Here is an 11,279-nt window from a genome sequence, read left to right as displayed (position 1 = left end):
GGCGAGGGCGGCGACCGCGCGGCCGACGTAGCGCGGGGTCTCGGAGATGCAGAAGTGCGGCTCCCGCTCCAGCGCGTCCCGCCAGTTCTGCTCGGTCACCCCGTAGGCGTCCAGCATGAGCTCGGAGCGCAGCCATCCGGGGGTCAGCGCCACCGCCGTGGCGCCGCGCGGCCCCAGCTCGCGCGACAGGGCGAAGGCCATGCGCAGCACGGCCGACTTCACCAGGTCGTAGAAGAACGAGTTGCGGTAGTTGGCGCCGTTGTACTCGGCGGTGCCGTCGGTCACCTCCACCACCAGCCCGCCGGGGCGGCGCAGCAGCAGCGGCAGCGCATAGTGGCTGGTGATGGCGTGGGTGTCCACGCCCAGCCGCAGCATCCGCAGCCCTTTGTCCAGGTCGTGCTCCCAGACGGGGACGTCCCACTCGAAGAGCAGCTCGCCGCCCCAGACGTCGTTGACCAGCAGGTCGAGGCGGCCCTGCTCCTCGTCGATGCGCCCGACCAGGGCGCGGACCTGTTCGGGCTCCAGGTGGTCGGTGGGCACCGCGATGCCGCGGCCGCCCGCCGCGGTGACCAGCTCGGCGGTCTCCTCGATGGTCTCGGGCCGGTTGTACTCCGACCGCTTCTCGCGGGTGGTGCGCCCGGTCACGTAGACGGTGGCCCCGGCCGCGCCGAGCTCCACCGCGATTCCCCGGCCCGCTCCCCGGGTGGCCCCCGCCACCAGGGCGACCCTGCCGCGAAGCGGCGGTGCTTCCCCGTCGTGCATGCCGCACTCTCCTTCCCGTGTTCCGTTCCGTCACTGCCGCCCGCGATACTGCCCCCGGTTCCTGACTCCTCCTGTCAGGTTTCGCGGGAGAAGTGCGCCGGTTGCGGAACACGTCCCGCCCCGGCGCGGCTAGGCGGTCCTGACCTGCGGCACCTCGCCGCGCCCGCCGACCCGCGCGAGGTGTGCGGCCTCGGCGGCCAGCGCCTCCTCCGGCAGCGGCTCAGCGCCGGGGAACAGCGACACGACCAGCTCGCCGTCGGCGAGCTCCCAGACGCCGCAGATCCGGCCGTCCACGACGACGACCGGGGAGATCCACCCGCCCTTCCTGCTCACCCTGTCCCGGTGCTCGGCGGGCAGGATCCGGGTGTCCCTGGTGCCGGGGCCGAGGACGTACTGGTCGAACGCGCCGAGCAGGCGCACCGACCCGCGGGGGGTGCAGGAGGCCAGTTCGTCGGCGTGCTCGGCCAGCAGGTAGGCGCTCCAGCCGTCCACGTCGACCTGGACCAGCCGGTCCCCCATGTCCGCGAACCACCGGCGCAGGAGGGTCTTGCGCAGGCTGCCGCGGGTCAGCCACGCGTCGAACGCCTCCGGGGTGGCGGGGCCGTAGGCGCCCAGGTAGGCGGCGATCGCGACCGGCGCGGCCTCCTCCGGGTCGGGCAGCCCCGTCCAGTGGGGAGCCAGGTCGGCGGGGCGGGCGAAGACGGTCCTGCCGCCCGGGTCCGGCGCGTGGCACAGCACGCCCTGCCACGCCAGCGGTTTGAACAGGGCGCCCCACCCGGACCGCAGTTGTTCGGCCATGCCGTGGAACCTCGGGTCGGCGAGGAGTTCGCCGACCAGTGCGTCCCGGGTGAGCGCGCGGCCCTCCAGGGCGGTGCCGACCGCTTCGGCGAGGGCCGCCACGTCCTGCGGGGTCGCGCCGAAGTGCCGCTGCCACACGGGCTTGGTCCAGGTGCGCGCCGCCGCGATCAGCGACAGGTAGGCGGCGGCCTCGGAGGAGCGGAGCAGGTGCAGGGTGCCGCGCATCGCCCAGATCCGCAGCAGCGAGCCGTCGGCGAGTCCCCGCGCGATCCCCCCGGTGTCGGGGGTGCGCTGCCGGACCCCCACGGCCGTCTCCGCGGCCGAGGGGACCTGTGCCTGGACTCCGCAGAGCCGGCCGACGACCCCGGCCGCCGCCGCGTCGCCGCGCGGGTCGACGAACTGCCTGCGCAGCCGCCATGCGAGGACCTGCTCCCAGGTGGTTTTCACGGTGCTCTCCCTGTGTGTGGCCGGAGTGGTTCGAGTGCTTTCCGCGGGCGGCTCACCCTACAGGCCGGGTCCGTCAGTTCCGGAGAGCGCCGTGGGAGCCTCCGGTCCGCCGCCCGGCGGCCGGTCCGTCCGGTCTGCTCGGGTGCCGTGGCGTCGCGGCTCCTCCCGCCCGCCTCGGACGGTGTCGGGCAGGTGGACAGAGACCCCGCACCTTTACCTTGTAGATCAATAACGACCGCCAGGGCAGTCCGCGGGCAGAGCCGCCCCACCCGGCGTCCGCGGTTCCGGCCGACGCCTCGGAGCCGCTCTTCTCCCCGCGGGGCAAACCGGACACGGAACGGGCACACCGCGGCCGCATGTGCGCAGCATCACAGCGCAAAACGTTACATGCACTTATCGCAGGGAAAAGACTACGAAGCGTATCGACCGGTTCCGGTGGCAGGTGACCCGCACCCCTCGCCCCGGATCCCGATCCCGGTCGGCGACGTACTTCTCCGCGACACCCTCATTGGAGACGTCATGAACCCACCCCTCTGGCAGGTGACCGTCTGCCCCGCCTTCGAGGGCCCGCCCACGATGCTGACCGTGACCCGGGCCGACGGCGGCCCCGTCACCCAGGCCGACGCAGAGTGGGCCGTGGCCCTCCTCAACCGGGCCGACGAGCCCGAGCCCCGCCCGCGGGGCTCCTTCTGGTGGCTGTCCATGCTGCTCATGGCCGCGAGCGTGACAATGCTGTGCGCATGGGCCTGGACCGAGGAGTGGCGCTGGTCCCTCACCGCACTGCTGCCCGCACTGTCCGGACTCGTGTGCTTCTCCTGCTCCCTCCTGGGCTCCCCCTCCGCTCCCGACCGGACCGGCCAGGAGACCGGAAGATGAGGAGTCGGCCGGGACACGCCCGCGGCGCCACCGCCCGGCGGGCCGGACGGCCGCACACTGCCCGGCCCGCCGGGCGGTCCGGGCCTCACCCTCCGGGAGGCCGCGCAGCCGTCCGGTAGACCGCGACGACGGCGCCGGTGCGGGTCGCGGTGGCGTCGACCAGCCGCAGCTCGGCCGGGGGCGTCCCGGTCTCCGGGAACAGCCGGCGGCCTGAGCCCAGCACCAGCGGGTGGACCAGCAGGACGACCTCGTCGACCAGGCCGTGCCCCATGAGGGAGCGGACCAGGACGCCGCTGCCGAACACCACCAGGTTCTCGGGCCGCTCCTCCCTGAGGGCGGCCACCGCCCGTACCGCCTCCTCCCCGAGCAGGGCGGAGTTCTGCCAGGGCAGCGGTTCGCGCAGCGTGGTGGAGGCCACGTACTTGTCGACGCGGTCGAGCGCCTCGGTGAACGGGTTGGGCCGCTGCCGGGGCCAGTAGTCGGCGAAGCGCTGGTAGGTGACGCGCCCGAGCAGCAGCGACCACGCGGGCGACATGCGGGCGCCCATCGCCTGCTGCATCACCGGGTCCTGGGCGCGGTTCGCCCAGCCGCCGTGGGCGAAGCCGTCCCGGGGGTCCTCGTCGGGGTGCCCCGGCGCCTGCATCACCCCGTCGAGCGTCAGGTGCTCGAGCACGACGACCCTGCCCACGGCCCCCTCCTCCCGCCGCGCCGGGCCGCTCCCCGCCCACCGGGCCGCTCCCGGCCGGTGGGGGGCGGGGTCACTCGGTGCCGAGCTGCCGGCGCCACTCGGCCTCCTTCCTGATGTACTCGTTGTCGGCGTAGTCGGCGAAGTCCTCCACCTCCTGCACGCGGCGCACCTCCAGCGTGGAGCCGGGGCCCAGCGGGGCGCGGCGGGCCCACTCCACGGCCTCCTCCCGGCTGGAGACCTGGATGATCCAGAAGCCGTTGAACAGTTCGCGGGTCTCGCCGTAGGGGCCGTCGGTGACGACGGGCTCCTCGGCGTCGAAGTCGACGACCACGCCCTCGGCGGGGTCGGCCAGGCCCTCGCCGGCCAGCAGCACGCCCGCCTTGATCATCGCCTCGTTGTAGGCGCCCATCGCGTTGATGACCTGCTCGAAGTCCTGCTCCTTCGCGGCCTGCACAGCCTCCTCGCTGTCGCGCATGACGAGCATGTACCGCATCGTTCCTCCCACGGGTCGTCGGGACACCGTCCGCGTCCCTCTACCCCGGCGTCGCACGGGAACGACAGGAATCGACACCGCAGCGAGGAATTCCTCCGGCGGCCCGCCGGACGGGGCTGCGGAGGCCCGCGCCGGTGCCCGTAGGCTCGAACGGTCCCACGCGGCGCCCCGCCGCACCGCCCCCTCACGGAGGAGACGCCTGTGGCCAAGGAGCACCACTACCGCGTCCGGCTCGTCTGGACCGGCAACACCGGCACCGGGACCTCGTCCTACCGCGCCTACCGCCGCGACCACGAGGTCTCCGCCGAGGGTCCGCCGGTCATCCCCGGATCGTCCGACCCGGCCTTCCGGGGCGACCCCGCCCGCTGGAACCCCGAGCAGCTCCTGCTCGCCTCCCTCGCCCAGTGCCACATGCTCTGGTACCTGCACCTGGCCGCCACCGCCGGGGTCACCGTCCTCGCCTACCGCGACGAACCGACCGGCACCATGGTCGAGGAGGCCACGGGGGCGGGACGGTTCCGCGAGGCCGTCCTGCACCCGCAGGTCACCGTCGCCGACCCGGCTCAGGTCGAACTCGCCGAGAGCCTGCACGACCGGGTCGGGGAGTTCTGCTTCATCGCCCGCTCGGTGAACTTCCCGGTCCACCACCGTCCCACCACCGAGGCGGCGCCCTCCGCGGCGCTGCACGACGCCGGCTGACCGCAGCGCGGAGAGCCGGGAACCGGCCCCACCCCTCGGACGTTGAGGCCTGAACATGGCCGCAATCGTCGTCAGAGCGGGGCGTGGACGCTCACCCGGCCTCCCGGGGCCTCCGCCACGGGACGGGCGGAGGCCCCGGACTCCCGCCCCGCCTAGAAGAGGCAGCGGCCCGGATGCCCCCGGAATAGGACGCACCGCGCGTCGAGGTAGTAGCGGGCGTCGCCGCTCTCGGTCCGGCCGCAGGAAGCGAGCAGGCAGGCCCTGGCCCCCGCCCCGGGGCGCCACAGGACGTAGGCGTCCGCCGCCCCGTCGGCGGAGGGGCCGACCGGGGCGGCGTGCTCCTCCCCGTGCCCCCTCGACAGGAGGCACCGAAGAACCGGCTCCTCCCCGGCGCCGCGGAGGGGCTCCCCGCAGCGGCAGGCGCCCCAGCCCCGGCACGCTTCCGGTTCCGCGGTGCCGTCCTCGCCCTGCTCCCCGGGGCGGGGCGCCCGGACGCCCCGGCGCTGACCGGCGGGGAGCGCGGCCGTCCGCCCGGTGCCCGTGTCGTACTCTTTCGCAGCCTCCATGTCGCACCCTCCCGCAGCGCGTGCCTCTCCGCGACGGGGCCCGCGCGGGGTTCGCGTCCGCTCTCCCGCGCCGGACCGCCCCTGCCCGACGGACGGTCGCCGTGCCGGTCGTGCGGGACGCTCTCCCGTCGCGGACGGACGGCGCCGCGGCGCCCGGGGGCGCGGGGCCTCCGGGCCGCCGCGGCGGTGGACGGTCACCCGGCGGTCGTGCTCCGGCCGCGGAGCACGACGGGCATGAGCGCGAGCGCGACGACGGCCAGCACCAGGTTGCCGACGAGCCCGGCGGTGAACGCGGTGGTGGAGGCGGCCAGTCCCGTGCCGGAGCCCAGGAAGACCGCGAAGACCAGTCCGAGCACGGTGACGCCGAAGGACATGCCGATCTGGGTGGTGGTCTCCAGCACCCCGGAGCCCGCCCCGGCCTCCGACTGCGGCACCTTGGCGAGGATCGCGCCGAACAGCGGGCTCACGCCCAGCCCTTCGCCGAAGCCGATGACCGCCAGCGCCGGGGCCATGATCCAGCCGGTCAGGCCGGTCTCGAAGGCCAGCGCGCACCCCAGCAGCATCAGGGTTCCCGCGGCGTTGACGGCGTAGCCGAGGGTCAGCACCTTCAGGCCCATGCGCTCCTGCATCCGGGGCGCCAGCAGCGAGGCCGCGACGAAGGCCATCGCCAGCGGGGTGAAGGTCAGGCCCGCGACCAGCGGCGAGTAGCCCATGCCGCCCTGGAGGTGCAGGGTCAGGATGAAGAACAGTCCGGCGTTTCCCGCGAAGAACGCGAGCGCGAGGACGTTGCCCCCGGCGAAGCTCGGCACCCGGAACAGCGCCGGGGGCACCAGCGGGAACCCTCCGGCCGCGGCCAGGCGGCGCTCCCACAGGGTGAAGGCGGCGAAGCCGGGGAGGGCGAGGGCCAGCATGCCCCAGGCCCACATCGGCCATCCGGCGGCCTGCCCCTCCACCAGGGGGATCGACACCAGCAGCAGGGCGATGCTGAGCAGCGCGACACCGCGCAGGTCGAGGCGGGGCCGCACGGTTCCGCGGGCGGCGGGCAGCACCGCGGAGGCGACGAGGAGCGTGGCCACCCCGATGGGGATGTTGATCAGGAAGATCGGCCGCCAGGACAGTCCGAACAGGTCCATGCTGACCAGCGCGCCGCCGACGAGCTGGCCGGCGATGGAGGCCAGGCCGATGGTGGCGCCGAAGATCGAGAAGGCGCGGGCCTGGGCCTTCCCGGTGAAGGCGGTCTGCAACACCGACAGCACCTGCGGGTAGAACAGGGCGGCGCCGGCGGCCTGCACGACCCGGGCCGCGATGAGGGACTCGGGCGAGGGCGCCAGTCCGCACGCCAGCGAGGCCACGGTGAACAGGGCCAGGCCCGCCAGGTACATCCGGCGGTAGCCGAACAGGTCGCCCAGGCGGCCCCCCGTGACCAGCAGCAGTCCGTAGACGAGGACGTAGCCGGCGACGGTGAGTTCGATCTGGGCGTAGCTGGCGTCCAGGTCGGCGCGGATCGACGGCACGGCCACGTTGACGATGAACGAGTCCATGATCGCGATGAACGTGCCGGCCATGACGGCGAAGAGGATCCACCCCGGGCGGGCGGGCCGCTGTGCCGGTCCCGACCGGACGGCTGCGGCGGAGTCGGCCGCCGCGGCAGTTGCTTCAGTCACAGGAATTCGTCCCCTCGTGGAAAGGCTCTCGAAGAAATCAGCCCGGGCCTTCTCCACTCTGTCGACGTTTCCGGTGTGGAACAATGGCGGATCGTGAAAGCAGCGATAAGCCGGGTCAATCCTTGGGAAGACGATGCTGGATCTGCGTGAGATCGAAGCGTTTCTCGCCGTTGCCGAGGAGTTGCATTTCGGGCGTGCGGCCGAGCGGCTACAGATTTCCCAGCCCCGTATCAGCCAGCTCGTGAAGACCCTGGAGCGCCGTATCGGCGCGGCGCTGTTCGTCCGCTCCAGCCGACGCGTGGACCTGACGCCGCTGGGTCGGCAGGTCCACGAGGAGGTCGCGCCCGCGTACCGCCAGTTGCAGGAGGCGGTGGACCGGGCCCGTGACACCGCGCGCGGGGTCGAGGGCGTGCTGCGCATCGGCTTCCTCGGGACGGCGGCCAACGAGCTGACCGCGCAGATCCTGTCCACCTTCCGCACCCGCCACCCCGGTTGCGAGGTGGTGATGGTGGAGACCCACTTCGCCGATCCGCTCGGACCGCTGCGCCGCGGCGAGGTCGACCTGCTCTTCACCCGGCTGCCGGTCCAGGAGCCGGACCTGGTGGTCGGCCCGGTGGTGGTGCGCGAGCCCCGCGTGCTCGCGGTGAGCGTCAACCATCCCTTCGCCCGGCAGGAGCAGGCCAGCCTGGAGGACCTCGCCCGCGACCGGGTCTTCGCGGTGGCCACCCCGGCCCCGGCCTACTGGTGGGACTTCCACGTCCCGCCCGTCACGCCCAGCGGGGTCGCCGTGGAGCGCGGCCCCACGGTGGCGACCTTCCAGGAACTGCTGGAGCACATCGCCGCCGGGCACGGCATCTCCCCCGTCGCGGCCTCCGTGGCCCGCTACTACGGTCGGCCCGACATCGTCTACATCCCCATGCCCGACGCCCCGCACACCGAGGTGGCGCTGGTGTGGCGCGCCCAGGACGTGACCGCCCGCGCCGAGGCGTTCATCCAGGCGACGGCCGACACCGTCCGGCTCAACGGCGGTCCCGCCGGCGCGGAGGAGGAGAAGCCGGAGGACTGACGCGGACCGCCCGTCCCCTCACGGCGGGGAGGCGGGCGGCCCGGCGGGGAGGGGCGTCACAGGGGCGACAGCACCGCCTGCCGGCACAGCAGGTCGTAGGCGTAGGCCGCCGACACGAGGGTCATGTGGTGGTGCCAGCCGGGGAAGGAGCGTCCTTCGAAGTCCCGAAGTCCGAACCTCTCCTCGGTCGGGTTGCGGTTGCGGCTGCTGTCGGCGTGCTGGACGGCGAGGGAGAAGACCTCGCCGATCCGGTCGCAGGGGAGGTTGGTGAGCCAGTAGCGGGTCAGGTGGGGGTCGTTCTGGGGCGAGGTCGTGACCAGGCGGAGCCGGGAGGGGAACGGGTCGCTCCTGGTCCTGGTCGGCCGGCGTACGGCGCAGCTGGTGACGTGGTACCGCTGCTGTCCGCCTCCTTCCGGGACCGAGACCGTCCGGCGCCACAGGTCGCATCCGGACCTGACCCGCTGCCGGACGGCCGCGGCCCTGGCGGGGCGCTGCCGTCCGGCCGGGTGGTGGCCCGCCTCGGCTCCCCTGGCGGGGGCCGTGAGGGAGACCGCCGCCGCGTCGCCCACCTCGACCAGGAACGGCAGTCCGCGTTCGAGGAGGCCGTTGACCAGCGAGTCGGAGTCCGGGGTGCTGTGCAGGTCGGCGATCACGGGTACGGGAGGAAGCTTCCAGTCGCGGGCGACCGTGTCCGTGAGGTCGAGGATGTGCGCCCAGACGGGTTTCTTGGTGACGCCGTCGGGGATCTTGGCCCGGCCGCGGCGCTGCTGGTCGCCCAGCCACGCGTCGGGGATCAGCAGGCGCCAGTCCACGGGGACGGCCCCCTGGTCGGTGGCCAGGTAGAGGCCGATCCCCACCTGGCAGTTGATGGTCTTTCCGGCCTGGGGGATGAACCTCCTGGCGACTCCCACGGAATGGCTGCCGCGTTTGGGAATGATGACGTTGTCAATGACCCAGGCGCTCACCTCCGTACGGGAGTCGACATACTCGGCGATGGCCCTGCGGACCTCCGGCCACTCCCAGGGGCTCTGGTTGATGAACTGCTGGACGGACTGGACGGCCGCCACCGGATCGGCCTCGCCGGAACTGGCCACGATCTTTCGGACCGTTTTCTTTCCCTGGACACTCAACAGCCCCTTGAGGTACACTCCCGCCCATCTTCGCTGGTCCGAACGTGTGAGAGCCCCGAACACTTTCCCAATAAAATTTCCCACGTTGTCGCATGCACTTTCCCGAGGTACGGAGACCAGCGTCCGAAAGTGTGCAGACAAACCCGACTCCCTTCATTTGCTCCCTCGTGAGCACCCAATCGTCCATCATGCCCCGGGAACAGGAAGCTTATACAGAGCTACCTAACGTAGTGTCGGCGTCCGCACCGCACCCACTCGGCGCTCCGTATTCCGCTTGCCCGCGGCGCTTGCGAATATGGGCCCGACCGGCCGCGGGGACCGCGGTTCCGGCGTCTCCCCGCTAGGCGGGAAGCGCTTCCCGCGCCATCTCGTGCAATGCGCGGAGCGGGATATCCAGCCAGCCGGGACGATTCCTGACCTCGTAGAGCACCTCGTAGACCGCTTTGTGCGCGGTGTAGGCCCGCAACAGCACCGGATCCTGCCGGGGATCTCTTCCGGCGACCGACGCATAACCCTCGCAAAACGCGTCCTGGTTGCGGCTCGCCCATTTTCCGGCGCGTATCCGGGCCTCGGGGTCGAACCAGAAGGGGCGGACCGGTTCGTAGAACTGGTGGTGTGCGGCGTAGTCGAAGGAGCGCAGCATTCCGGCCACGTCGCGCAGGGGCGACTGGAACGCGCGGCGCTGTTCCAGCGGGGCGGCGGGCTCCCCCTCGAAGTCCACCAGCAGCCATCCTCCGGGGGTCCGTATCGTCTGCCCCAGGTGGAGGTCCCCGTGGATGCGCTGCCCGGGGTGTCCCCCGGGCAGGCCGGCGACCGCGGCGAAGACCGTCCGCAGCCTCTCCGCGACCGCGGCGAGGCCGGGGACGAGGCCGACCGCGGAGTCGAGCTGCCGGAGCATGGCCTGGCTGAGGCGCGCCATGTCCTCCCGGGTGAGGGGGGTGCTGCCGAGGGAGTCCGCCAGTTCGGCGTGCACCTCGGCGACGGCCCGGCCCAGGCGGCGGGCCTCCGCGGCGAAGTCCCCTCCCGCGGCGCCGGGCTCCTCCCCGCCGGCCACCAGGTCGCGGACGCTGGCCAGCGCCATGCTCCACCCGCTGGCGGCGCCGGGCAGGTACTCCTGGAGTGTGGCGTAGGTGGTCCGGGCCCCGCCGTACCCGCCGTGGACGCTGCCGAGCGACCGCGGCACCCGGGTGCTCCCGGCCCGGGTCAGGGCCTCCTGCAACTCCAGGTCGGGGTTGAGTCCGGCCTGGAGCCGGCGGAACACCTTCAGCAGGTAGCGTTCGTCGACGATCACGGAGCTGTTGCTCTGCTCCGCGTTGAGCGGACGGCTCGTCTGCACCTGCACGCGCAGGCCGCGGTCCGGGTCGGTGCGCCCGAAGACCAGGTCGCCGCGGACCGCGCCGGTGTCGACGAGCCGCAGCAGCGACGACACCAGCGCCGGGTCCTGCAACGCGTCGTAGACGACCACCTCGCCCGCCCCGGCGATGACCGCGGGCTCCAGCCTCCGGCGGATCCGGGTGCACAGTCCGACGGGCACCTGGTAGTGCTCGGGGGCGCCCCCGTCGGCGAAGTCGGCCCGCACCACCAGCACCAGCCCGACCGGGCCGTCGGCTCCGGCGGACGCGAACTCGGTGCAGCGGACGACGGTGACCTCGGAGAGGCGCCGCTCCTTGGCCGAGAACCACCGCTGCCACGGCAGCCAGGCGGCGAGGGCGGTCTCGAACCGGGCGGGCGGGACCGACGGGGCGGCCGGGGTGTTCACGGCGTCACCTCCGAGGAGCGGATCGCGAACCAGTAGAAGCCGTACCCCGGCAGGGTCAGCCGGTAGAGCGCCTGCTCCCCCACCGCGGGAAACGCCACGCCTCCGGTGAGCTCGACGGGGACGTCGCCCTCCCGTGCGGGGAGGCGGACCTCGACCGGCTGGGGGAAGCGGGACAGGTTGTTGACGCACACGACGACGTCCTCCCCCTCGGGGGTCGCGTGGCGGCGGGCGAAGGCGAGCACGCTCGGGTTGGACGAGTCGAGTTCCGTGTAGTCGCCCACCCCGAAGGCGGGGTGCTCCCGCCGTACTCCGATCATCTTGCGGGTCCAGT

12 protein-coding genes are annotated in these 11,279 nt (G+C 73.1%); 3 read left to right on the top strand and 9 right to left on the bottom strand.

Going from position 1 to position 11,279, the window contains the following annotated elements:
• Positions 1–762: SDR family oxidoreductase (locus AC529_RS07660; RefSeq protein ID WP_068755076.1), on the bottom strand; the 762-nt coding region annotated here is incomplete at its 3' end.
• A 129-nt stretch (positions 763–891) separates the two neighbouring features.
• Positions 892–2,007 carry a winged helix DNA-binding domain-containing protein gene (locus AC529_RS07655; RefSeq protein WP_068755074.1) on the bottom strand — a complete coding sequence of 372 codons (1,116 nt, stop codon included), beginning with the start codon at positions 2,005–2,007 and terminating at the stop codon, positions 892–894.
• A 519-nt stretch (positions 2,008–2,526) separates the two neighbouring features.
• Between AC529_RS07655 and AC529_RS07650 the strand changes: the two genes are divergently transcribed.
• Positions 2,527–2,883, top strand: coding sequence for a hypothetical protein (locus tag AC529_RS07650; protein ID WP_068755072.1), 357 nt, complete (start codon positions 2,527–2,529; stop codon positions 2,881–2,883).
• An 85-nt stretch (positions 2,884–2,968) separates the two neighbouring features.
• Here the strand turns inward: AC529_RS07650 and AC529_RS07645 are convergent, their stop codons facing one another.
• Both AC529_RS07645 and AC529_RS07640 read right to left on the bottom strand, forming a co-directional pair.
• Positions 2,969–3,571, bottom strand: a complete 603-nt coding sequence (locus AC529_RS07645; RefSeq protein ID WP_068755070.1) for a dihydrofolate reductase family protein — start codon at positions 3,569–3,571, stop codon at positions 2,969–2,971.
• 70 nt (positions 3,572–3,641) lie between these two features.
• Entirely contained in the window at positions 3,642–4,064 is a 423-nt protein-coding gene (locus tag AC529_RS07640; protein WP_068755067.1) for a YciI family protein, read from the bottom strand.
• 201 nt (positions 4,065–4,265) lie between these two features.
• Between AC529_RS07640 and AC529_RS07635 the strand changes: the two genes are divergently transcribed.
• Complete coding sequence (locus tag AC529_RS07635) at positions 4,266–4,763, top strand: OsmC family protein (RefSeq protein WP_068755065.1); 498 nt, start codon at positions 4,266–4,268, stop codon at positions 4,761–4,763.
• Positions 4,764–4,915: 152 nt separating this feature from the next.
• Here the strand turns inward: AC529_RS07635 and AC529_RS07630 are convergent, their stop codons facing one another.
• A complete protein-coding gene (locus AC529_RS07630; protein ID WP_068755063.1) occupies positions 4,916–5,329 on the bottom strand; it encodes a hypothetical protein in 414 nt (137 codons plus the stop codon).
• A 194-nt stretch (positions 5,330–5,523) separates the two neighbouring features.
• Positions 5,524–6,993, bottom strand: a complete 1,470-nt coding sequence (locus tag AC529_RS07625; RefSeq protein ID WP_068755061.1) for an MFS transporter — start codon at positions 6,991–6,993, stop codon at positions 5,524–5,526.
• Between the two features lie 133 nt (positions 6,994–7,126).
• On the opposite strand from AC529_RS07625, the gene AC529_RS07620 reads away from it, so the two are divergent.
• Positions 7,127–8,059, top strand: a complete 933-nt coding sequence (locus AC529_RS07620) for a LysR family transcriptional regulator (RefSeq protein ID WP_198156343.1) — start codon at positions 7,127–7,129, stop codon at positions 8,057–8,059.
• 56 nt (positions 8,060–8,115) lie between these two features.
• Here AC529_RS07620 and AC529_RS07615 read toward each other — a convergent pair whose 3' ends face one another.
• The 3 genes from AC529_RS07615 to AC529_RS07605 form a co-directional block, all read right to left on the bottom strand.
• Positions 8,116–9,273 carry an IS701 family transposase gene (locus AC529_RS07615; RefSeq protein ID WP_449353667.1) on the bottom strand — a complete coding sequence of 386 codons (1,158 nt, stop codon included), beginning with the start codon at positions 9,271–9,273 and terminating at the stop codon, positions 8,116–8,118.
• Positions 9,274–9,529: 256 nt separating this feature from the next.
• Positions 9,530–10,948, bottom strand: a complete 1,419-nt coding sequence (locus tag AC529_RS20405; RefSeq protein ID WP_068755057.1) for a maltokinase N-terminal cap-like domain-containing protein — start codon at positions 10,946–10,948, stop codon at positions 9,530–9,532.
• Positions 10,945–11,279 (bottom strand): alpha-glucosidase C-terminal domain-containing protein (locus AC529_RS07605; RefSeq protein ID WP_157080161.1); only part of this gene is annotated, 335 nt, incomplete at its 5' end. The genes AC529_RS20405 and AC529_RS07605, both read right to left, overlap by 4 nt.

The sequence above is a fragment of the Thermobifida cellulosilytica TB100 genome (assembly GCF_001517975.1).
In the GTDB taxonomy this organism is placed as follows: Bacteria; Actinomycetota; Actinomycetes; order Streptosporangiales; family Streptosporangiaceae; genus Thermobifida; species Thermobifida cellulosilytica.
The sequence above is the reverse complement of the archived record's forward strand: the minus strand, read 5'-3'. Positions and strand labels throughout refer to the sequence as shown.

What these genes read in the sequence shown, in the direction of transcription:
- AC529_RS07650 (WP_068755072.1), top strand. Translation starts at nt 2,527, where the DNA reads ATGAACCCACCCCTCTGGCAGGTGACCGTCTGCCCCGCCTTCGAGGGC.
- AC529_RS07640 (WP_068755067.1), bottom strand. Translation starts at nt 4,064, where the DNA reads ATGCGGTACATGCTCGTCATGCGCGACAGCGAGGAGGCTGTGCAGGCC.
- AC529_RS07630 (WP_068755063.1), bottom strand. Translation starts at nt 5,329, where the DNA reads ATGGAGGCTGCGAAAGAGTACGACACGGGCACCGGGCGGACGGCCGCG.
- AC529_RS07620 (WP_198156343.1), top strand. Translation starts at nt 7,127, where the DNA reads ATGCTGGATCTGCGTGAGATCGAAGCGTTTCTCGCCGTTGCCGAGGAG.